Below are 21,871 nucleotides of genomic sequence, written 5' to 3' on the forward strand. Positions count from 1 at the left end.
CCTGGCAGGGCAGACGGGCGAGCGCCGACGTCAGCCGGCGCGGACCGCTGCGGCGTCCGGCGCGCGGGCCAGATCCTGGTTGCGGGCGAACTCCGCCGCCGTCCAGTCCACGAAGGCGCGGACCTTGGCACTCAGGTGGCGGTTGGGCGGATACACCACATGCACCGGCAGGGGAGGGCATTCCCAGTCCGGAAACAGCTCCACCAGTTCGCCCCGGGCCACGTAGGGCGCGGCGATGAACCGGACCATCTGGGCCACCCCGAAGCCAGCGAGCGCTGCCTCGGTGTAGGCATTGCTGTCGTTCACGGCGAGGCGGGCGGGGCCGGTCACCTCCAGCGTCTCGCCATCCTTGTGGAACTCCAGCGGATAGACCCGGCGCGAGTTGTGCGAGAAGAAGTTGATGACATGCTGCCGCCCGCGCTCCAGGTCGTGCGGCGTGCGGGGCACGCCGTAACGCTTCAGGTAGTCCGGCGAGGCGACCGTCATGAAGGGCAGGGTGCCGATGCGTCGCGCCACCAGCGACTGATCGCCGATCTCGCCGCCGCGGATCACCACGTCCACGTTGTCGCCGATCAGGTCGACCGGACGATCGCTGACGCCCAGGTCCACCTGGATGTCGGGGTACTGGTCGCAGAAACTTTGCAGCCGCGGGATGAGGACGAGCCGCGCCATGGCGGTGCCCACGTCCACGCGCAGCCGGCCTGAGGGCGCGGCGTTGCTGTTGGTCATGCTCGACTCCAGCTCGTCGAAGTCGCTGAGCAGGCGCGCGACGCGCTCGTAGTAGGCCGCCCCGTCGGGCGTGACAGTCACGCGCCGCGTGGTGCGGTTGAGCAGCTTGACGCGCAGCCGCGACTCCAGCGACTGGATCTGCTTGGTCACGGTGGCCTTGGGCAGGCCGAGCGAGTCGCCGGCGCGGGTGAAATTGCCCGCCTCCACGACACGCACGAACACCCGCATGGTCTGGATCTGGTCCATGGATCGATGTGCGAAAAGGGCTGACATCCCGCGCGCGCGGGATGCGGCAGGCTGGCAATTGCCAGGCCGCCTTGTGGCCCCGCATTCTGTGCGGCAACCAGCCCTCCATTGTTGCTGCGCGGGAAACAGAGTAGGGGCATCGGCACGGTCCGTGCAAGCGGCGGGCGTTCGTATAGTTCGATCCACGCCGCACCCCAAAGACTTCCCACGTCCGATCCGAAAGGCCTGCCATGAGCACGAATCCCCAAGCCCCAGCGTCCGCCGCCACTTCCCCGGCCGGCTGCGCCGTGGCGGAGGAGGACCTGCACATCGACCTGCCCGGCAGCGAGCCCGTGAAGGCCCGCATCTACGGAGAGCGTCTCAAGGGAGCGGCGGCCATGCCGCTGGTGCTGCATTTCCATGGCGGCACCTTCGTCTGCGGCGACCTGGACAACGGGCGCAACGTGGGCCGGCTGCTGGCCGCTGCGGGTGCGCGCGTCCTGTCGCTGGCCTATCCGCTGGCACCCGAGCATCCCTTTCCCAAGCCCATCGAGGTGGGCTTTGCGGCCCTCGAATGGCTCTACAAGCAGCGCGTCAAGCTGGCGGGCAAGGGCGCGCAGATCTATCTGGCGGGCGAGGAGGCCGGCGGCAACCTTGCCGCTGCGGTGGCGCTGGTGGCCCGCGATCGTGGCCACCCGCCGCTGGCGGGCCAGATCCTGCTCTCGCCCATGCTGGACCCTTGCGCCGGCACCGCGTCGCTGCGCGAGGCCTCCTGCGCCGATGCGGCCTGCAAATGGGCCACCGGCTGGCAGCAATACCTGCGCCGTCCGATGGATGCCACGCATCCCTACGCGGTCCCCGGATCGGCCCTGCGGCTGACCGACGTGGCGCCGACGCTGGTGCTGGTCGGCCCCGACGACCCGATGCGGGACGAGGCCCTGGCCTATGCCAAGCGGCTGCGCGCCGCCGGCATCGACGTGGTGGCGGAAGTGCTGCCCGCCACCTCCCAGTGGCCCGAGGCGCTGTACCAGCCCGATGACCCGGGATGTCCGGCCTGCGGTGTGGCCGCGCGTCAGAGGGTCACGGCCTTCTTCGAGGCCCGGCGCGCGGCGGCGGCCACGCCGCCCAGCTGATCGGCGTGCCGACGGCGCCGCTGTACGGCGCTGACCGATCACCCCCTTGCGACTGCGCTCGCGGCCTTGCCCGGCCGCGCGGGCCGTGCTGCGCCGGCTGAAGCCGCGCGCACGCCACCCCTTCTTCCACGCCCATGCCGCCTGCGCCACAAGCGCCGGGCTGGCCCCTGCATTCCTTCGATCCGAAAGAAAGACCTCCATGTCCCACCTCGACAAGACCCCCGCTGCCGCCACGCCACCCACCCGCCGCCGCGTGTGGCCCGCCATCACCAGCCTTACCGCCGTGCTCGCCATCGGTGCCGGTGTGCTGGGCGTTCCCGGCCTGCGTGCCGAGGCCAGCGACACGCCCGTGCCTGCGGCTCCCCCTGCCACGCCCGTGACCGTGGCCGCCGTCGAGTCGCGGCCCGTCAGCGCCTGGGACGAGTTCTCCGGCCGCCTGGAAGCCGTCGAGCGCGTCGAGGTCCGCTCGCGCGTGGCCGGCGCCGTGCAGGCCATCCACTTCCGCGAAGGCGCGCTGGTCAAGCAGGGCGAACTGCTGCTGACCATCGACCCGGCGCCCTACCAGGCCGAGGTGCAGCGCGCCGAGGCGCAGGTGGCCTCGGCCCAGGCCCGCGCCGCCTACACCCGCAGCGAGCAGGAGCGCGCCCGCCGGCTGTACGGCGAGCAGGCCATCGCCCAGCGCGAACTGGATGAGCGCCTCAATGCCGGCCAGGAAGCCGAAGCCAACCTGCGCGCCGCCCAGGCCGCGCTGCAAAGTGCCAGGCTGAATCTGTCGTACACGCAGGTGCGCGCGCCGGTGGCCGGCCGCATCGGCCGGGCCGAGGTGACCGTGGGCAATCTCGTGCCCGCCGGCCCAGGTGCGCCGGTGCTGACCACGCTGGTGTCGGTGAGCCCCATCTACGCCAGCTTCGATGCCGACGAGCAGGTGGTGGCCCGCGCCTTGAAGGCACTGCCCGGCGGTGCCAGTGCACGGGCCCAGCTCGCCAGCATCCCGGTGCAGATGGGCACCGCCGCCACCGAGGGCACGCCCTACGAAGGTCGCCTGCAATTGATCGATAACCAGGTCGATGCCCGCAGCGGCACCGTGCGGGTGCGCGCCCGCTTCGACAACACCGATGGTGCGCTCATCCCCGGCCAGTTCGCCCGCATCCGCATGGGCCAGGCCGGCGAGAGCCGCGCGCTGCTGGTCAGCGAGCGGGCCATCGGCACCGACCAGAACAAGAAGTTCGTGCTGGTGGTGGGCGAGGGCAACAAGACCGAATACCGCGAGATCACGCTCGGCGCGCCCGTGCAGGGCCTGCGTGTGGTCAGCACCGGCCTCAAGGCCGGTGAGCGTGTCGTGGTCAATGGCACGCAGCATGTGCGGCCCGGCATGGTCGTGGCGCCCACCGAGGTGCCGATGACGGCCGCCAGTTCGGCGGCGGCCGAGCGCGTCGCCTCGCGCAGCTAAAGGCACCCCACCGCTGACGCATCGCGCTGCACGCGGCGCTCTCCCTTTCTTTCCGCTTCCAAGTCGCCACCGTGCGCAGCCTTCGTGCTGCGCGCGGGGGATCGCTTCACCCCGCCACCAGGAGTTGGCGCCATGAATCTCTCCAAGTTCTTCATCGACCGGCCGATCTTTGCCGGCGTGCTGTCGCTGCTGATGCTGATCGCCGGGCTGATCGCGCTGCGCGGCCTGCCGATCTCCGAGTACCCCGAAGTGGCACCACCGCAGATCGTGGTGCGCGCGCAGTACCCCGGCGCCAATCCCAAGGTGATCGCCGAGACGGTGGCCACGCCGCTCGAAGAGCAGATCAACGGCGTCGAAGGCATGCTCTACATGAGCAGCCAGGCCACCACCGACGGCGTGATGACGCTGACGGTGACCTTCCGCTTGGGCACCGACCCCGACAAGGCCCAGCAGCTGGTGCAGAACCGCGTGGCCCAGGCCGAGCCGCGGTTGCCGGAAGAGGTGCGCCGCCTGGGCCTGGCCACCGTCAAGAGCTCGCCGGACATCACGATGGTGGTGCACCTGGTGTCGCCCAACAAGCGCTACGACATCGACTACCTGCGCAACTACGCGGTGCTCAACGTCAAGGACCGCCTGGCCCGCATCGAAGGCGTGGGCCAGGTGCAGATCTGGGGCGGCGGCGAGTACGCGATGCGCGTCTGGCTCGATCCGCAGAAGATGGCCCAGCGTGGCCTCGCTGCTGGCGACGTGGTGGCCGCCATCCGTGGGCAGAACATCCAGGCCGCGGCCGGCGTGGTCGGGGCCTCGCCGGGCCTCTCGGGCGTGGACCTGCAGCTGTCGGTCAACGCGCGCGGCCGCCTGGCCAATGAAGAGGAGTTCGGCGACATCATCGTCAAGGGCGGCGCCGCCGGTGAGCCTTCGACGCAGGTGGTGCGTCTGCGCGATGTGGCCCGCATCCAGCTGGGTGCGGCCGACTACTCGCTGCGCTCGCTGCTGGACAACGACCCGGCAGTGGGCATCGGCGTCTTCCAGGCGCCCGGCTCCAATGCGCTGCAGATCTCCGAGCAGGTGCGCCGCACCATGGCCGAGATCCAGAAGGCCATGCCCGAGGGCGTGGAATACCGCATCGCCTACGACCCCACGCAGTTCGTGCGCGCGTCCATCGAATCGGTGATCCACACGCTGCTGGAGGCCGTGGCCCTGGTGGTGTTGGTCGTCATCCTGTTCCTGCAGACCTGGCGCGCGTCCATCATCCCGCTGCTGGCCGTGCCGGTGTCGGTGGTGGGCACCTTCGCCGTGCTGCACCTGCTGGGCTTCTCCATCAATGCGCTGTCGCTGTTCGGCCTGGTGCTGGCCATCGGCATCGTGGTGGACGACGCCATCGTGGTGGTGGAGAACGTGGAGCGCAACATCGAGGCCGGCCTGACGCCGCGCGAGGCCACGTACAGAGCCATGCGCGAGGTGTCGGGGCCCATCATCGCCATCGCGCTGGTGCTGGTGGCGGTGTTCGTGCCGCTGGCCTTCATCTCGGGCCTGACGGGCCAGTTCTACCGGCAGTTCGCCGTCACCATCGCCATCTCGACGGTGATCTCGGCCTTCAACTCGCTCACGCTGTCGCCGGCCCTGGCGGCCCTGCTGCTCAAGGGCCACGACGCGCCGCGCGATGCGCTCACGCGCGGCATGGACCGGCTGCTGGGTGGCTTCTTCCGCGGGTTCAACCGGCTGTTCCACCGCGGCAGCGAAGGCTATGGCCGCGGTGTGCGCGGCGTGATCTCGCGCAAGACGCTGATGCTGGGCATCTACGTCGCGCTGGTCGCGCTGACCTTCGGTCTCTTCAAGGCCGTGCCCGGCGGCTTCGTGCCCACGCAGGACAAGCAGTACCTGATCGGCTTCGCCCAGCTGCCCGATGGCGCCACGCTGGACCGCACCGACGACGTGATCCGCCGCATGGGCGACATCATGAAGAAGAACCCCAACGTGGAAGGCACGCTGGCCTTCCCGGGCCTGTCGATCAACGGCTTCACCAACAGCTCCAACGCGGGCATCGTGTTCGCCATGCTCAAGCCCTTCGACCAGCGCAAGGCGCCGGAGCAGAGCGGCGCTGCCGTGGCCGGCCAGCTCAACCACGCCTTCGCGGGCATCCAGGACGCGTTCATCGTGATGTTCCCGCCGCCGCCCGTGGCCGGCCTGGGCACCACCGGTGGCTTCAAGCTGCAGCTGGAAGACCGTGCCTCGCTCGGCTACGAGGCCATGGACAAGGCGGTGCAGGCCTTCATGGCCAAGGCGCGCCAGACGCCCGAGCTGGCCGGCATGTTCACCAGCTGGCAGGTCAACGTGCCGCAGCTCTTCGCCGACGTGGACCGCACCAAGGCGCGGCAACTGGGCGTGCCGCTGACCGACATCTTCGACACGCTGCAGATCTACCTGGGCAGCCTGTATGCGAATGACTTCAACAAGTTCGGCCGCACCTACAGCGTGCGCGTGCAGGCGGACGCGCCCTACCGCGCGCGGGCCGAGGACATCGGCGCGCTCAAGGTGCGCTCGTCCTCGGGCGAGATGATCCCGCTGTCTGCCCTGATGAAGGTCGACGCGAGCTTCGGGCCCGAGCGCGCCATGCGCTACAACGGCTATCTCACGGCCGACGTCAACGGCGGCGCCGCACCCGGCTATTCGTCTGGCCAGGCGCAGGCCGCCATCGCGCGCATCGCTGCAGAGACGCTGCCGGCGGGCATCGACTTCGAATGGACCGACCTGACCTACCAGGAGATCCTGGCCGGCAACTCGGCGATCCTCGTCTTCCCGCTGGCGATCCTGCTGGTCTTCCTGGTGCTGGCCGCGCAGTACGAAAGCCTGACGCTGCCGCTGGCCATCATCCTGATCGTGCCCATGGGGCTGCTGGCGGCGATGACCGGCGTGTGGCTCTCGGCGGGGGACAACAACGTCTTCACGCAGATCGGCTTGATCGTGCTGGTGGGCCTGTCCGCCAAGAACGCGATCCTGATCGTGGAGTTCGCGCGGGAGCTGGAGTTTGCGGGTCGAACGCCGGTGCAGGCCGCCATCGAGGCCAGCAGGCTGCGGCTGCGGCCCATCCTGATGACCTCGCTGGCCTTCATCATGGGCGTGCTGCCGCTGGTGCTGTCCTCCGGCGCGGGTGCCGAGATGCGCCATGCCATGGGCGTGGCCGTGTTCGCCGGGATGATCGGCGTGACGGCCTTCGGTCTCTTCCTCACGCCCGTCTTCTACGTGGCGCTGCGCCGCCTGGCCGGCAACCGGCCGCTGCGGCAGCACGGCCAGGTGCCGGCCCAGGCTGACGACTTCGTCTCGGCCGAGCATCCCGCCACGCCGGGCCATCACGGCAGCGGCGGTGGTGGCCTCGCGGCTCTGCCCGCGGCACCGCGCGGCGCTCACGAATGACGCCCAGGCATTCCTTGTTCACGAGGACAACGACCATGACAAACACGCAATCGACCACGAGGGGGCCGTCGTCGACGGACGCGACCATGACCCGTACAGCGCAAGTGCGCAGCGCCTTCGATCACCACCAACCGTTCACGCTGAGCCTGTCGAAGCGCCGCACCCTCGTTCCGCTGCTGGCCGCCCTGGTGCTCGCTGGCTGCGCCACCGCACCGGCGCAGCTGCCTGCCGTCGCCACGCCCGCCCGTTTCAAGGAAGCGCTGCCCGTCACTCGGACCACGACCGAAGGCCGCTGGACCGAGGCCGCCGCCGCCGAGGCCCAGCCCCGCGGCGAATGGTGGAAGGCCTTCCAGGACCCGGTGCTCGATGCGCTTGTGGCGCAGGCGGCCGAGGCCAATACCAGCCTGCAGCAGGCAGCGGCCCGTGTGCGGCAGGCGAGGGCGCTGTTGCGCAATGCCGAGGCCGACCGTTCGCCGCAGCTTGGCCTGGGAGGCGGCGCCACGCGGCAGCGCGGGCTGGATCGCAACCAGTCCACCCAGCCTTCCACGCTGCTCAACGCCGGCCTCAGTGCCTCGTGGGAGTTGGATCTGTTCGGCCGCCTGTCGCGCCTGCAGGACGCCGCTGCACTCGACGCCCAGGCGCGCGAGGCCATTCTGCAGAGCACACGCCTGATGGTGCAGGCCGAGGTCGCGCAGACCTACCTGGCCCTGCGCGCCGCCGACGAAGAGCGCGCCCTGGTGCGCGACGGCGTGGCCGCCTACCGCGACACGCTGCGCCTGACGCAGCGCCGCGAGCAGGCCGGCGACGTGGCCGCGCTGGATGTGGCGCGAATGCAGGCCGAGGTCTCGGCCAACGAGTCCGAGGCCCTGGCCCTGGATCGCCGCCGTGCCGAACTGGAGCACGCACTGGCCGTGCTGGTCGGCCGTGCGCCGGCGGATTTCGGCATCGGCGTCGATCGCTGGCAGACCGCACTACCCGTCGTGCCGGCGGGCGTGCCCTCCATCGTGCTGCTGCGCCGGCCTGACGTGGCCGCGGCCCAGGCGTCGGTGCTGGCCGCGCAGGCCCGCGTGGGTGCGGCGCAGGCGGCGTACTTCCCGGACGTCGCGCTCACGGCCGGCGGTGGCTTTGCCTCGCCGGAGCTGGGCGACCTGTTCAAGTGGTCGGCGCGTTCCTGGGGCGTGGGCGCGTTGCTGTCGCTGCCGCTGCTCGATGGCGGCCGCCGTGCCGCGGGTGTGGAGCAGGCGAGCGGCGCGCTCGACGAGGCGGTGGCGGCCTATCGCGCGCAATCGCTCGATGCCTTCCGCGAGGTGGAGGACCAGCTCTCCGGCCTGCGTCTGCTGCAGCAGCAGGCCGCTGCGCAGGCCACGGCGGTGGAGGCCGCGGCGCGGGCCCTGCAGCTGTCGGACACCCGCTACCGCAATGGCTACATCAGCCAGCTCGATGTGCTCGATGCGCGCCGCAGCGCGCTGCGCAACCGGCGGCAGGCGCTGCAGGTGCGCTCTGCGCAGTACCAGGCCACCGTGGCGCTGGTGCGGGCGCTGGGCGGCGGATGGGGCGCCTCGCAGGCGGACGTGCAGTCCTCGAAGGTGGCAGCCCCGACAGACATCGCGGTTGCGGCGCCGGTGAAGAAGGACGGTTCGTAGGTCCTGAGTCGCGCCCGCGCCGGGTCACTGCGCCGCTGTCGGCGGAGCGTCGTCGCTCAACGTCCGGTCTCGGGCGCGGTCTCGGCTTCCAGCTGCGTCAGCCAGCGCAGCGCCTCGGTCCGCGAGCTGCCGCACATCTCGGCCGAGGGTGCCAGGCCGCCGCAGCAGGCCGGCCGCTCGGGCTGGCCGAAGATGCGGCACCGGTTGTCGTCGGCGAGCTGGATGCAGCGCACGCCCGCGGGCTTGCCGTGCGGCATGCCGGGAATGGGGCTGGAGATGGAGGGCGCGGTGCAGCAGGCACCGCAGTCGGGGCGGCAATCCATGGCGGGCACTGTAGTGGACGCCGTGAGCCCCGGGGCGGCGCAGGGCGGCCCGTCCCGCATCGGGCGCGTCACAGGCCGACGGAGAGCTTGCGTGCCGCATCCTCCAGGCCGCCCAGGATGCGGTCGGCCAGCTCGGCCGGAAAGCCCGCCGGCAGTTCGCCGTGGACGGCCGCCACCACACCCGGCGTGAGCGTCGCGGCCGCCTCGATCAGCGCCTCCACGCCCCGGCCATCCGCTGCGCGCACGCCATGGCGCTGGCCGAGCGCGACCCAGTGCCGCGGCAGGATCTCCCGCAGCTTCCAGTGCGCATTGCGGCCACGCACCGCCATGGCCATGCGCGCCTTGTGCGCCGAGATGGCGCCCGGCCCTTCGCCGAGCACGGGCCAGGCCGACAGCACGTCGTACAGCGGCGTGAGCTGGTAGCGACCGCCGGGCCGCAGAAACAGGCTGAAGTTCTTGGCATGGCCGTCGGTGGCACCCAGCATCCAGAACAGCAGCTGGGCCAGGAAGAAGGTGCGGCGGTCGTCCTCGCGCGTCAGCGAGCCATCGAGCACACCCATGATCCGGTCGATGCCGGGCCCGCCGTCCACCTCGTACTTGGCGTCGGGCGGCGTGCCGGTCGCCTGGCAGAAGTCCTCCTGCGGCAGACGCAGCAGTTGCTGCCGCCCGTCGGGGGCGCTCCACCAGCGCCGGTCGAAGCGCGCCACAGCCAGCACCCGCATCTCCTCGAACTGCAGCGGCTGGCAGTCGGCCACCGGCAGGCCGAAGGCACGCAGGATGCGCGCGCACAGCCATTCGTTTTCCACCGAGTGGCGCATGTCGATCTTCATGCCGCCCACGAGCCCGAGCGGCAGCTTGAGGATGTGCGTGGTGGGCGTGCTGCCCTGCGGCAGGCACCAGAGGCCGTCCTGCAGCAGCAGGGCGGTCTTCTCCTGCGCGCCGGCGATGGAGATGCGCAGGTCCTCGTCGTCGACGGCAAGCCCCAGGGGCGCGGTGGCCGTGGCGCTGCGCAGGATGGCGGCGACGCGTGCCTCGCTGAGCGGCTCGGCCTGGATCGCGAAGGAGCCCGGCGAGGCCTGGCCTTCAGGCAGGATCTCCAAGGCTCCCACACAGTCCCGGCCGATGCGCGCCAGTAGGTCGAAGGCGTCGGTGCTGCCCGTGCCGTGGCGTCGCGCCATGCGCTCGCGGATGTCCCTGCTGTCGGGCAGCAGATTCTCGAAATAGGCGCGCACCTTGGGGCCGTGGTGCGGCGCGTTGCCGGGCGTGAAGGGCAGGGACAACGACAGCGGCCGGCCCTCCGGCGACCGTGTCCAGTCGGCGTCGTATTGCAGCGTGTCGGGCGCGTGGGGCGCCAGGCTCCAGGTGCCGACGAAGGCGCCGTTCATCCAGAGGCCCAGGGCCCGGCGGTGGGAGCGGCGGCCCATGACTACCAGACGGGCGATTCGCCCTCGGCCGCGCGAAGGGGCGCTTCAGGCTCGGACGGCATGAGCACCATGTCCGCACCCAGGATGTGCAGCACCGACAGCAGCCGCGCCGCGCCCATGCTCTCGGCATTGCGCTCCAGCGCCGAGTAGGTCTGCTGGGTCACGCCCAGCCGCTGCGCCATCTGGGCCTGCGTCAGCCCGCCCTGCTTGCGAAGCGCACGCAGCAGGCCAGGCAACTGGTCGGCGGTTCGGACAGTGAAGGCGGACATACAGGCTATGGTCTGTTACTCAGATTAACGCATTTGAATGCGTAAAACAAGTTTACAGCGTTTGTGCTGTTCGACGACGGGGCGTGACCGTCCGCTGCGTCGTCCCGATGTTCCCAGGGGCTTCCAGCCGGGCCGCCGTGCGTTCGCGCAGGTTCTCGAACATGTCCACGATGCGCTGCAGGCCGTCCTCGCCGATCAGCCAGGGTATGCCGCTGCCGGGCTTGCGCCGAAGCAGCGTGAGCACGGCGCTCTTCTGGGTCATGGCGAGCGGACGCAGCCGCACCCGCGGCGCGGCCAGCAACACGCAGCTCGCGGGCACCAGTGCCACGCCCAGTCCGGCACCCACAAGGTCGAGCACGCCGTGCACCGTGCTGGCCTCGTAACGGATGCGCGGCGAGAAGCCCGCCTGCGCGCACAGGTGGATCGCCTGGTCGAAGTAGGCCGGGCCGCGGTGGCGCGTGAAGGCCACGAAGTCCGCTTCGGCGTATTCCCGCAGGTCTGCCGTGCCGCCGCGCGGCGTGCGATGCGCAGCAGCCACGGCGACGCAGAAGGGGTCGAGGATGCGGGCCACGGTCGCGATGCGCGGGTGGCGGGTGTCGGCGCGCGCGATGCCCAGGTCGATCTGGCCGCTGGCCAGGGCATCGATCTGCTCGCTGCTGATCATCTCGCGCAGCGCGAACTGCAGGCCGGGGTCGTCTGCACGCAGCGCGGCCAGCAACTGCGGCAGCACGGTGCTGCCGGCCGATGGCACGAAGCCCAGCGAAAGCCGGCGGGTCGGCGTGGCGCCGGCGATCCATGCCCGTAGTCCACCGACGCGGTCCACCAGCGCCCGCGCCTCGGGCAGTAGCGCTTCGCCGGCCTCGGTCAGGTGCACGCCCTTGGGGTGACGAACGAAGAGGGGTGTGCCCAGTGCCGCTTCCAGCTGGCGGATCTGCACCGAGAGCGGCGGCTGCGCGATGAACAGCTTCTGCGCCGCGCGGCTGAGGTTGCCGGCCTCGGCCACGGCGATGAAGTAGCGCAGATGGCGCATCTCGATGTTCATGGTGTCTCCATACCTGGCAGGTATGGGCAGCATAGCGAATCGGTGCTGGACGTATTGCCGGGCGGCACCAAGAATCCGGCCGACGCTGCTCGTTGCGAAGCGGCCCGAACGGAGACACCCCGATGACCATGAAGCGAATCCTCGCCCTCGCGCTCTTTCCCTTGTTGACGCTGCATGCCGCAGCCCAGTCCTGGCCCACCAAGCCCGTGAAGGTGGTGGTGCCCGCGCCCGCCGGCAGCTCGCTGGACTTCATCGTGCGCACACTCGGCAACCGCCTGAGCACCCGCTGGGGCCAGCCGGTGATCGTGGACAACAAGCCGGGTGCCGGCGGCATGCTGGGCATGTCCGCCGTGGCCAAGGCCGCACCCGATGGCTACACGCTGGGCATCGGCTTCAACGGGCCCATCGCCTTCGCGCCCTTCATGTACAAGCAGATGGCCTACGACCCGGTCAAGGACCTGGCGCCCATCGTGATGACCTCGTCGCAGCCGAACGTGCTGGCCGTGCCGGCCAGCCATCCGGCCAGGACGGTGCAGGAGTTCGTGAGCTGGGCGCGTGCCCAGCCCAATGGCGTGGCCTATGGTTCTGTCGGTGCGGGCAGTTCCTCGCACCTGACCATGGAGCTGCTGCGCACCACGGCGGGCTTCGAGGCCACGCATGTGCCCTTCAACGGCTCGCCGCCCGCGGGCATCTCCCTGGCCTCGGGCGAGACGCAGGCCCTGTTCACCGTGGCGCCGGCCCTGTTGCCGCTGGTGGCCAGCGGGCGCATCCGGCTGCTGGCCGTCACCAGCGCCAAGCGCATGGAAGGCATGGAGCAGCTGCCCACCATCGCCGAGTCCGGCTATCCCGGCTTCGAGGCGCTGGCGTGGAACGGCCTGTTCAGTGCGGCCGGCACCCCCGCTGCCGTCGTCGCCAAGGTCAATGCCGATGTCAACGCCACCTTGAAGGAGCCCGAGGTGCAGGCCGCCTTCGCCAAGCAGGGCCTGGTGCCGGGCGGCGGCACGCCCCAGGCGCTCGCCAGCTTCATGGCGCAAGAGCGCAGCAAGTGGGGCGCCATCATCCAGAAGACCGGCATCCGCCTCGACTGATGCCAAGGAACCCCCGACCATGCAAGCCCTGAGAAAGACCCGCGCTGCGGCCGGACTCGAACTGGTGGAGGTGCCCGCGCCACAGCCCGCCGATGTGCGGGACGGCGAGGTGCTGGTGCGCGTGCACGCCACCGGCATCTGTGGCAGCGACCTGCACGTCGACGACTGGACCTCCAGCTACACCTTCATCGCACCCTCGCTGCCCGTGACCATCGGCCACGAGTTCGTGGGCGTGGCACAGGCCGGGCCGCTCGCCGGCCGCCGCGTGGTGGTGCGGCCTTCGGTGACCTGCGGCGTGTGCGCGGACTGCACCGCCGGCGAGTTCGACCGCTGCGAGCAGCGCCGCGGCATCGGCATGACGCGCGACGGCGCCTTCGCGGCCTGGGTGCGCGTTCCGCAGCGCAACTGCGTGTCCGTGCCCGATGGCGTGAGCGACGAACTGGCCGCGCTGACGGAGCCGCTCACCATCTCGATGCAGGCCCTGCGCATCGCCGGCGACGTGAAGGGTGCGCGCGTGCTGGTGATGGGCCCGGGCACCATCGGCCAGGGCATCGCCGCACTGGCGCGGCGGGCCGGCGCGGCGCAGGTGGTGGTCAGTGGCTTCGACGATGCCGTGCGCCTGGAGGCGCTGCAGCGCATGGGCTTCACCCAGCAGGTGGACGTGGCCCGCGGCAGCCTGGCCAACGGCGTCGCTGCATTCATGGACGGCCAGCGCTTCGACGTGGTGTTCGAAGCCACCGGTGTGCCCGAGACCATCCAGGACGCGTTGCCGCTGCTGCGCCGCAATGGCGTGGTCGTGGTCACGGGCATCCATGCCCGCCCGCTGTCTCTGGACCTCACCCCGCTGGTGCGCAACCAGCACCAGCTGCGGGGATCGTTCCGGCCTCCGGAGTCGGACTGGCCGCTCGCCCTCGAGCTGATGCAGGAGCTCGCCCCGGTCCTCGCGCCGATGGTCAGCCATGTGCTGCCCCTGTCGCGTGCTGCCGAAGGCTTTGCGCTGGCGCATGGCAAGAAGGCCTGCAAGGTGCTGCTGGCGCCGGAGCCCTCGGATGGCTGATTGGCTCGCAGGGGCGGGCGCAGTGCTGGCGCTGTGGAACGACATCGATCCAGCGCTCGAGGCCGAGTACGAGGACTGGCATGCCAATGAGCATGTGCCCGAGCGGCTGACGGTGCCCGGCATCCTGGATGCCCGGCGCTACGCCGCCATGGCGCCCGCAACGCGGCCGCGCTATCTCACGCTGTACGCGCTGGCCGCGGCCGAGGTGCTCGATGGCCCCGCGTACCGGCATCTGCTGGCGAATCCCACGCCGACCAGCGCGCGCATGCGTCCGCACCTGCGCCATGTCGCGCGTTGGGTGTGTCGCGTTCGACACGCAGTCCCCGTCTGGGCTGGCGGACCGATACATGTCCGTACGTGGGGCGATGGTGCGGCCCCTCCTTCGGAAGGGCCGGCGCCCATGCTGCTTGCCGAGCATCTGCCGCAGGCCCAGGGCCTGCCCTGGATGGCCTCGGACCAGACGCGCGCGGTCGACGGGCGCTGGCTCTCGGTGCATGATGGAGCGGGCCGGCCGTTGCCTCCCGATGCGGACTGCTGCCGCCCATTGCCGATACGTCGCGCGTGAATAGCGCAACGGAGCGCACGCGCGTCAAATGCCCTTGGACGGCGCCGGCTTTGTGGAGGGTGCCACTCGACGCTCGCTAGACTGCCCGGAGATGTCCAGCGACTCTTCCGAGCCTCCCAGTCCGAGGCTGGCCTTCGCCAGCCCTTGCGCGTGCGCCGCGCGTCCCTTCCCCGACCCCGAGATCCCCGTGCGCAGTATGTCGCCCACGGCGCGACTTGCTGCGCACCCGCGCTGCCTCGGCGAAAGGGGGCACCGATGATCGAGCTTTTCAGCGACCCGGCAGTCTGGGCCGGCTTGCTCACGCTCGTGGTGCTGGAGATCGTCCTCGGCATCGACAACCTGATCTTCATCGCCATCCTGGCCGAGAAGCTGCCGCCGCATCAGCGGGATCGGGCGCGCGTCATCGGTCTGTCGCTGGCCCTGTTCATGCGCCTGGGGCTGTTGTCGGTGATCTCGTGGATGGTCACGCTCACACGGCCGCTGTTCTCCCTGGGGCCGCTGTCGTTTTCGGGCCGCGACCTGATCCTGCTGTTCGGCGGCCTGTTTCTTCTGTTCAAGGCCACCTCCGAGCTGCACGAGCGGCTCGAAGGCGCCGAGCATCAGACGGCGACCAATCCCGCCTACGCCGGCTTCTGGCTGGTCGTCGCCCAGATCGTGGTGCTCGACGCCGTGTTCTCGCTCGACGCGGTGATCACCGCCGTCGGCATGGTCAACGACCTGCCGGTGATGATGGCGGCGGTCGTCATCTCCATCGGCGTGATGCTGCTGGCGGCCAAGCCACTCACGCGCTTCGTCAATGCACATCCCACGGTGGTGGTGCTGTGCCTGAGCTTCCTGCTCATGATCGGCCTCAGCCTGGTGGCAGAAGGCTTCGGCTTCCACCTGCCCAAGGGTTATCTGTACGCAGCCATCGGCTTCTCGATCCTGATCGAGCTGCTCAACCAGTTGGCGCGTCGCAATCAGGCCCGCCAGCAGGCGCTGCGGCCGCTGCGGGAACGGACTGCCGAGTCGGTGCTGCGCCTTCTTGGCGGTGGCCGGCGCCTGCAGATGGCCGCTGACGCCGACGGAAATACCCACGCGCCGGTCGACGCCCCTGCGTTTGCGCCGGAAGAGCGCCACATGGTCAGCGGCGTACTCTCGCTTGCGGAGCGCACTGCGCGCAGCATCATGACGCCGCGTTCGGATGTGTCGTGGGTCGATCTCGAGGAATCGCCCGACGCCGTTCGTGAGCGTCTGTTGGGCTCGCCGCACAGCCTTCTGCCGGTATGCCGCGGAAGTCTGGACCAGGTCGTCGGCGTCGGGCGCGCGACTGAACTGCTGGCCGCGTTGGTGACGCACGGCCGCATCGATGAGCAGGGTGCCCACATGCGGGTGCCGCTGTACCTGCCGGAGAGTGCCAGCGTCACCCACACCATCGACGTCTTGCGCAAGGCCAAGGGTCAGCTCGTGCTCGTCAACGACGAGTACGGGCTCCTCAAGGGTCTGCTCACGCCCTTCGACGTGCTCGAAGCCATTGCCGGCGAGTTTCCGGACGAGGACGAAGTGCCGGAGATCGAACGTCTGGAAGCTGGCGGCTGGCGTGTTGCCGGTACGGCGGACATCCACCAGGTGGAGCGCATGCTGGAGACCGAAGGCCTGGTCAGCGAAGACGACAGCTACACCTCCCTGGCGGGATATCTGCTCTCACGCCTGGGTCGGATGCCGGCATCAGGAGAGACGCTGGTGCACGATGGCTGGCAGATCCAGGTGCTGGATGTGGAAGGTCAACGCATCCGGTCGGTGCGCATCCAGCCGGCTGCAGCCGATTCCACGTCTCACACGGAATCCGCCTGAGCAGCCGTTGGATCGGCCGTCTTCTCAAGGTACGCATAGAGACCCAGCGCGATGGCCAGCGGCAGCAGGTAGTACAGCGCGCGGTAGGCCAGCACGGCGCCCATCAGCTTGCCTTGGGGCACCGTGCCCGACAGCAGTGCGAGGTAGACGGCTTCCAGCACGCCGAGTCCGGCAGGAATGGGCATGCACACGCCCACCACGGAGGCCGCCAACAGAACGCCAAGCACATGTGCATAAGGAACGCTTCCGCCCAGCAGCAGGTACATGAGCGTGCCCATCAGACACCAGTTGCTGGTCGACAGGGCCAGCTGCACCAAAGCGAGGCGCGGCGTCGGCAGATGGACCGATTTGCCGCGCACCTTCCATGTCGCTCCCTGCCAGCGAAAACACGCAAGCAGATAGGCGGCAGGCAACAGCATCAGTCCGACGCCGATGATCTGCAGCATGCCGTTCGACAATGGCACCGAATCTGGCAGCTCGAGCATGCCGGAGGAGAACAATCCGCCGGCGACCAGTCCATAACCAAGCCAGTTGGTGCTCAGGCTCATGGCGATGATCTGGCCGACCTTGGTTTCGTCCAGCCCGGCTCGTGCATAAAGCCGGGCCCGCAGGGCCACGCCACCGACCAGGGAGCCCAGGTTGAGGTTGAACCCGTAGCTCGCCACCGCAATGGCCCAGGTTCGCATCGCAGGAAGGCCGTGCTTCGTGTGGTGCCGGCCCGTGAGGTCGAAGCAGCCATAGAGCGCATGGCTGGCCAGCGCGAGCACCGCGGCTTCCAGCAGCACGGTGCCGGGGTAGCGCTTGAGTGCCGCCCAGGCACCGGCCCAATCCACCTTGTGCGCATGTGAAATGAGCATGGCCAGCACGAGCAGGCCGAGCACGGGGACCGCCCACCGCCTGACCACGGGCCACATCCGCCCCCACCGCGAAGGATGGCTCGGCGTGCCATGGGATTCCACGTCGCGGCCCGCGCTGCGGGAGGAAGAGCTGTCGATCAGCACGGGCGCCTCGGTGTCTTGCATTGGCCGATGTTGATCAGCACGCCCGTCGAAGAACGTCGGCGCCCGGCATCGGCCGATGTAGGCGCCCGCGGATGGATGCGCGCAAGCTGGCGCGGATCCTGCTTGGATTCAGCGGTCTCCTCGCAGCACCCTTGCTGCGACTTCGCCCGGCGGCTCATTGGCCGACCGGGCTTTTTCGTGGGTGGATCTGCGGGCGCAACGGCGGTGCGGGGGCGGGGCGCCGTGCACCTGCCAGAGGCGGCAAAAGCGTCAACGGCGCGGTGCGGCCTTGTCCAGCCCCTGGAGCAAAGCCCGTCGATCATCCGCGGCGCGTCGCGCCAGGGCGGCCACTTCCTGGTGCTCGGCCTTCTCGGCGGAATCCGTGAATACACGCACCTGCTCTTCCAGCAGAGCCCGTGCGGTGCGCACCATGTCCCGGTCGAAAGCGGCGCCCTTGCTTTCGGCGACGCGGTCGACCATGCGCCGGGACACCTCCGACATGTCCAGCGGCAGGTTCGTCTTGTGGCGCTCGGCGTAGTCGGTCATGTCCCGATAGAGCGCGTCGGACTTCTTTTCCAGAGACGCAGCCCATTCGCGCAAGGCCGGCTTCTGAAACCGGCGCTGACCCAGTTTGCCGATCTCTCGGTCACGCACGACGAGGCCGCCGGCCGAGCGCAGGAACACACGATCGCCATTGCTCATGTCGCCGCGAAGGGTGGCATCGTCGGGATCCTTGCTGTTGGGCTGGGCCTGCGCCAGCGAGGTACCCAGCGCCGTGCAGCCCGCGAGCAGCGTCGACAGGAGCAGCCGGCGGTTGACGGATTGGGCGGCGGGAGAAAGTAGGGCGGAGCGCTGACGCATGGGGCGGTTGGGACGGTGTGGCATTGAATGCCGCGAGCATCGACCCTGACGCGGCGACGCTGCCTGCGGCTTCTCGCCCAAGATGCGTAGGACCGTTCAGCACGCGCCCCGTGATCTCGTCCGACGCACCGCCGTGCCTGCTGCAAAATCACGACGCGCAGCGATGTCGGAGCCGCGCGCTCAAGGTGGTGCCGTGGCCGCCTGCACGCCAAGCCACTCGCGGAACGCGCGAAGCGGCGGGTAGCGCAACTGGCTGCTGGCGCACGCGAGGTAGTAACTGCCTGCGCTGCCGCAGCGCCGGGCGACGGCCGGGACCAGCTCGCCGCGCTCCAGCTCGGAGCGGATCAGGAACTCGGGCAGCAGCGCCACACCCAGCCCTGCGGAAGCCGCCTGGGTGACGGTGGCGAACTGGTCGATGCGGGTGCCTGCCTCCTCGCCGGGTGCCAGGCCCTGCGCCGCGAACCAGTCGATCCAGGCCTGTGGGCGCGAGTTGAGGTGCAGCAGCGGAGCGACCTGGAGGTCGGCCGCCGCCGCAAAACCGTAGCGCGCCTTGAGTGCGGGCGAGCAGGCCGGAACGACCGTCTCGCCGAACAGAAGATCGAGTTCGGCCTGCGGCCATTGGGCAGCGCCGTAGTGGATCGCTGCATGCACGCCCTCCGCGTCGAGGTCAAAGGGATCCAGTCGCGTCACCAGGTTGAGCGTGATGCCGGGGTTGGCGCGCATGAAGTCCGGCAGCAAAGGTGCCAGCCAGCGCGTGCCCAGGGTCGGCAGGATGGCCAGCGTCAAGGTGCCGGCCCCCGGGTCGACGCGCAGTTGTACGGTGGCATTGGCGATGGCTCGCAGCGCATCGCGGATCTCGAGTGCGTACATCTCGCCCGCGGGGGTGAGCCGCACAGTCTGCCGGTCGCGCGTGAAGAGCGCCACACCGACAGCTTCCTCCAGGGCACGGATCTGGCGGCTGATCGCACTCTGGGTCAGATGGAGTTCGTGCGCCGCGGCGGTGAATTTCTGCAGGCGCGCACAGGCCTCGAACGCGACCAGCAGGCCCATGGAGGGAAGATATTTACGGGAATTCATGGGCATGCGTGAAAGGCCGGAAAGCGCGCACCGCGCTGTGTGCCCCTCGTCGAGAGAGCACAAGAAAAAATCGGGCCCCCTGAGCGCCGAGGTCATTCTCAAACGGAATGACCATCTTCCAAAACATTGATTGACGTCAAGGTGCGGTTTTCAAGACCATGCGCCCCCGACCTGCCCGCACGCCGCAGGCGCCATGCACCGCATGCGCCGCACCGGCCGCCGGGGCCTTGCGCCCCGTCGACGTGCCCGAACATGGAGACTCCCTCTTGACCCGCATCCTTTCGCGCAAGCATTTCCTGGGCGCTGCCGCACTGGCCGCCACGACCCTTCTGTTGCCCACCTGGGCCCAGGCGCAGGCGGGCGGCTATCCCGCCCGGCCGATCCGCCTCGTGGTGCCTTTCGCGCCTGGCGGCAACACCGACATCCTGGCCCGCATGGTGGGCCAGGGCCTGTCCGAAAGCCTGGGCCAGCCGGTGGTCGTGGACAACGTATCGGGGGCCAACGGCTCCATCGGTGCCAGTCGTGTCGCCACGTCGGCGGCCGATGGCTACACGCTGCTGTTCGGCACAGCGGGCACGCAGGCCATCAACCAGAGCCTGTACAAGAACCTGAGCGAGAAGAACCTCGACGACTACGAGTACGTCGCCATGGTCACCTCGATCCCCAACGTGCTGGTGGTCAGCGACAACAAGGGCGCACCGAAGACCGTCGCCGATCTGGCTGCCAGCGAGAAGGCGCGGCGCGAAGGCCTGAACTACGGCTCGCCCGGCACCGGGTCCACCGTGCACCTGTCCGGTGAACTCTTCAAGACCGCGACGAAGCTCAACCTCGTGCACGTGCCCTACAAGGGCAGCTCCCTGGCGCTCACCGACCTCATGGGTGGGCAGATCGACTTCATCTTCGAGAACGTGACACCGGCGCTGCCTTTCATCCAGGGCGGCAAGCTGCGTGCCCTGGCCGTGACCTCGGCGGAGCGCATTCCCGTGCTGTCCGACGTGCCCACCATGAAGGAGCTGGGCTATGCCAACTTCGTGACCGCCACCTGGAACGGCGTGCTGGCCCCCAAGGGCACGCCGGCCGCCATCGTCAAGCGCCTGGAAGAGGCCACGCTCAAGGTCGCGGCCAGCCCGGAGTTCAAGGAGCGTGTCAACGCGCTGGGCGGCGAAGTGAAGCCCCTGGCCGGCCCCGCCTTCCGCGACTTCACCCGCAGCGAATACCGCCACTGGGGCGCCATCATCAAGGACGCCAGCGTTCCGCGGCAGTGAATCGCGGCGAGCCCATCGACACCGACACGCAGGACGACGCCGACGCATGACGACGCTCACCGACACCCTGGCCGCCATCGTGGGCTCTGCCCATGTGCTCACCGGCGCCGACCTCGACAGCTATGAACAGGACTGGCGCGGCCGCGTGCGCGGCCGTGCCCTGTGCGTGGTGCGCCCTGCCAGCGCCGACGAAGTGGCGCGCGTGGTGCGCGCCTGCGCCGCCGCCGGCACCAGCCTCGTGCCACAGGGCGGCAACACTGGCCTGGTGGCGGGCTCCACGCCCGACGACAGCGGCACGCAGGTGGTGCTGAGCCTGCGCCGCATGAATGCCGTGCGGGCCATCGATCCGCAGAACATGACCCTCACCGTCGAGGCGGGTTGCATCCTGCAGACCCTGCAGCAGGCGGCGGATGAGGCCGGCTTCCTGTTTCCGTTGAGCCTGGGCGCCGAAGGCAGCTGCACCATCGGCGGCAACCTGGCCACCAATGCCGGCGGTACGCAGGTGGTGCGCTACGGCAATGCCCGCGAGCTGTGCCTGGGCCTGGAGGTGGTGACGGCACAGGGCGAGCTGTGGGACGGCCTCTCGGGCCTGCGCAAGGACAACACCGGCTACGACCTGCGCGACCTCTTCATCGGCAGCGAGGGCACGCTGGGCATCATCACTGCGGCCACGCTCAAGCTCCATCCGCGGCCTGCGGTGCAGCTCACGGCCTGGGTGGCACTGGCGTCGCTCGAAGACGCCACGGCACTGCTGGGCCTGGCGCACCAGCACCTGGCCGCCGGACTCACGGGCTTCGAGGTGATGAACCAGTTCGCGCTCGGCCTCGTCGACCGGCACTATCCGCAGCTGCGCGTGCCGATGTGGCGCGAGCATGCGTGGTGCGTGCTCATCGAGCTGTCGGACAACGAATCCGAGGACCATGCGCGCGTGCAGTTCGAGCGGCTGCTCGAAACCGCGTTCGAACAGGGCCTGGCGGCCGACGCCATCGTGGCCGAGAGCCTCAAGCAGGCCCACGACCTCTGGCACATCCGCGAGAGCATCACGCTGGCGCAGGCGGAGGAGGGCGTCAACGTCAAGCACGACATCTCGATCCCGGTGTCGCGCATTCCCGATTTCGTGCGCGAAGCCGATGCCGCGCTCGCTGCGGGCGTGCCGGGCGTCCGCTTCGTCAACTTCGGCCACCTGGGCGACGGCAACCTGCACTACAACATCCAGGCACCGGCCGAGGGCGATGCCCGGGCCTTCGTGGCCGCGCACGAGTCGACGATCAGCACCATCGTCTACGACACCGTCAGCCGCTTCGGCGGCTCGATCTCCGCCGAGCATGGCGTGGGCGAGCTCAAGCGCGAGAAGCTGCCCCACCACAAGTCGCCCGTGGCGCTGCAGCTGATGCAGGCCATCAAGCAGGCGCTCGATCCGCAGCAGCTGCTCAACCCGGGCCGCGTGCTGGCCCGCACGCCCTGAGAAGGTG

The 21,871-nt window shown here is 69.7% G+C and carries 18 protein-coding genes; 10 read left to right on the plus strand and 8 right to left on the minus strand.

The window, feature by feature from the left end; genetic code table 11:
* Positions 1–30: 30 nt before the first annotated feature.
* A complete protein-coding gene (locus tag ABIC63_RS07890; RefSeq protein ID WP_294378741.1) occupies positions 31–975 on the minus strand; it encodes a LysR family transcriptional regulator in 945 nt (314 codons plus the stop codon).
* Positions 976–1,205: 230 nt separating this feature from the next.
* On the opposite strand from ABIC63_RS07890, the gene ABIC63_RS07895 reads away from it, so the two are divergent.
* From ABIC63_RS07895 to ABIC63_RS07910, 4 genes are all read left to right on the plus strand, one after another.
* Positions 1,206–2,087 (plus strand): alpha/beta hydrolase, encoded by an 882-nt coding sequence (locus ABIC63_RS07895; RefSeq protein ID WP_294378744.1) that lies wholly within the window; start codon positions 1,206–1,208, stop codon positions 2,085–2,087.
* A gap of 199 nt (positions 2,088–2,286) precedes the next feature.
* Positions 2,287–3,537, plus strand: coding sequence for an efflux RND transporter periplasmic adaptor subunit (locus ABIC63_RS07900; protein ID WP_294378749.1), 1,251 nt, complete (start codon positions 2,287–2,289; stop codon positions 3,535–3,537).
* Positions 3,538–3,669: 132 nt separating this feature from the next.
* A complete protein-coding gene (locus ABIC63_RS07905; protein ID WP_354319320.1) occupies positions 3,670–6,951 on the plus strand; it encodes an efflux RND transporter permease subunit in 3,282 nt (1,093 codons plus the stop codon).
* Positions 6,952–7,037: 86 nt separating this feature from the next.
* The gene (locus ABIC63_RS07910) at positions 7,038–8,594 is read left to right on the plus strand and encodes an efflux transporter outer membrane subunit (protein WP_354319321.1); all 1,557 of its coding nucleotides are present in this window, start codon (positions 7,038–7,040) and stop codon (positions 8,592–8,594) included.
* 56 nt (positions 8,595–8,650) lie between these two features.
* Here the strand turns inward: ABIC63_RS07910 and ABIC63_RS07915 are convergent, their stop codons facing one another.
* The 4 genes from ABIC63_RS07915 to ABIC63_RS07930 all read right to left on the minus strand — a co-directional run bounded on the left by ABIC63_RS07915 (position 8,651) and on the right by ABIC63_RS07930 (position 11,652).
* Entirely contained in the window at positions 8,651–8,917 is a 267-nt protein-coding gene (locus ABIC63_RS07915; protein ID WP_017759195.1) for a YkgJ family cysteine cluster protein, read from the minus strand.
* Positions 8,918–8,985: 68 nt separating this feature from the next.
* A complete protein-coding gene (locus tag ABIC63_RS07920; RefSeq protein ID WP_354319322.1) occupies positions 8,986–10,341 on the minus strand; it encodes a type II toxin-antitoxin system HipA family toxin in 1,356 nt (451 codons plus the stop codon).
* A 2-nt stretch (positions 10,342–10,343) separates the two neighbouring features.
* Positions 10,344–10,610 carry a helix-turn-helix transcriptional regulator gene (locus tag ABIC63_RS07925; RefSeq protein WP_354319323.1) on the minus strand — a complete coding sequence of 89 codons (267 nt, stop codon included), beginning with the start codon at positions 10,608–10,610 and terminating at the stop codon, positions 10,344–10,346.
* A 52-nt stretch (positions 10,611–10,662) separates the two neighbouring features.
* The gene (locus tag ABIC63_RS07930) at positions 10,663–11,652 is read right to left on the minus strand and encodes a LysR family transcriptional regulator (RefSeq protein ID WP_354319325.1); all 990 of its coding nucleotides are present in this window, start codon (positions 11,650–11,652) and stop codon (positions 10,663–10,665) included.
* A 122-nt stretch (positions 11,653–11,774) separates the two neighbouring features.
* Here ABIC63_RS07930 and ABIC63_RS07935 point away from each other — a divergent pair, with 122 nt between their 5' ends.
* The 4 genes from ABIC63_RS07935 (at position 11,775) to ABIC63_RS07950 (ending at position 16,195) form a co-directional block, all read left to right on the plus strand.
* Positions 11,775–12,740: a Bug family tripartite tricarboxylate transporter substrate binding protein gene (locus ABIC63_RS07935; RefSeq protein WP_354319326.1), complete on the plus strand. Its 966-nt coding sequence runs from the start codon at positions 11,775–11,777 to the stop codon at positions 12,738–12,740.
* 19 nt (positions 12,741–12,759) lie between these two features.
* The gene (locus ABIC63_RS07940; RefSeq protein ID WP_354319327.1) at positions 12,760–13,797 is read left to right on the plus strand and encodes a zinc-dependent alcohol dehydrogenase; all 1,038 of its coding nucleotides are present in this window, start codon (positions 12,760–12,762) and stop codon (positions 13,795–13,797) included.
* Positions 13,790–14,362 carry a hypothetical protein gene (locus ABIC63_RS07945; protein WP_354319328.1) on the plus strand — a complete coding sequence of 191 codons (573 nt, stop codon included), beginning with the start codon at positions 13,790–13,792 and terminating at the stop codon, positions 14,360–14,362. The genes ABIC63_RS07940 and ABIC63_RS07945 overlap by 8 nt, the downstream gene beginning before the upstream one ends.
* Positions 14,363–14,620: 258 nt before the next feature.
* Positions 14,621–16,195, plus strand: a complete 1,575-nt coding sequence (locus ABIC63_RS07950; RefSeq protein ID WP_354319429.1) for a TerC family protein — start codon at positions 14,621–14,623, stop codon at positions 16,193–16,195.
* On the opposite strand, the gene ABIC63_RS07955 is transcribed toward ABIC63_RS07950, so the two are convergent.
* The 3 genes from ABIC63_RS07955 to ABIC63_RS07965 all read right to left on the minus strand — a co-directional run bounded on the left by ABIC63_RS07955 (position 16,177) and on the right by ABIC63_RS07965 (position 19,134).
* Positions 16,177–17,217, minus strand: coding sequence for a lysylphosphatidylglycerol synthase domain-containing protein (locus tag ABIC63_RS07955; protein WP_354319329.1), 1,041 nt, complete (start codon positions 17,215–17,217; stop codon positions 16,177–16,179). The two genes, ABIC63_RS07950 and ABIC63_RS07955, sit on opposite strands and share 19 nt — an antisense overlap.
* Positions 17,218–17,466: 249 nt before the next feature.
* On the minus strand, positions 17,467–18,057 hold the full coding sequence (locus tag ABIC63_RS07960; RefSeq protein ID WP_354319330.1) for a DUF4142 domain-containing protein: 591 nt from the start codon (positions 18,055–18,057) through the stop codon (positions 17,467–17,469).
* 180 nt (positions 18,058–18,237) lie between these two features.
* Positions 18,238–19,134: a LysR family transcriptional regulator gene (locus ABIC63_RS07965; RefSeq protein WP_354319331.1), complete on the minus strand. Its 897-nt coding sequence runs from the start codon at positions 19,132–19,134 to the stop codon at positions 18,238–18,240.
* Between the two features lie 266 nt (positions 19,135–19,400).
* On the opposite strand from ABIC63_RS07965, the gene ABIC63_RS07970 reads away from it, so the two are divergent.
* On the plus strand, positions 19,401–20,399 hold the full coding sequence (locus tag ABIC63_RS07970) for a Bug family tripartite tricarboxylate transporter substrate binding protein (RefSeq protein WP_354319332.1): 999 nt from the start codon (positions 19,401–19,403) through the stop codon (positions 20,397–20,399).
* A gap of 46 nt (positions 20,400–20,445) precedes the next feature.
* Positions 20,446–21,864, plus strand: a complete 1,419-nt coding sequence (locus ABIC63_RS07975) for an FAD-binding oxidoreductase (RefSeq protein ID WP_354319333.1) — start codon at positions 20,446–20,448, stop codon at positions 21,862–21,864.
* Positions 21,865–21,871: the final 7 nt, after the last annotated feature.

Source organism: Pseudacidovorax sp. 1753 (assembly GCF_040544975.1).
Taxonomy (GTDB): Bacteria; Pseudomonadota; Gammaproteobacteria; order Burkholderiales; family Burkholderiaceae_C; genus Xenophilus.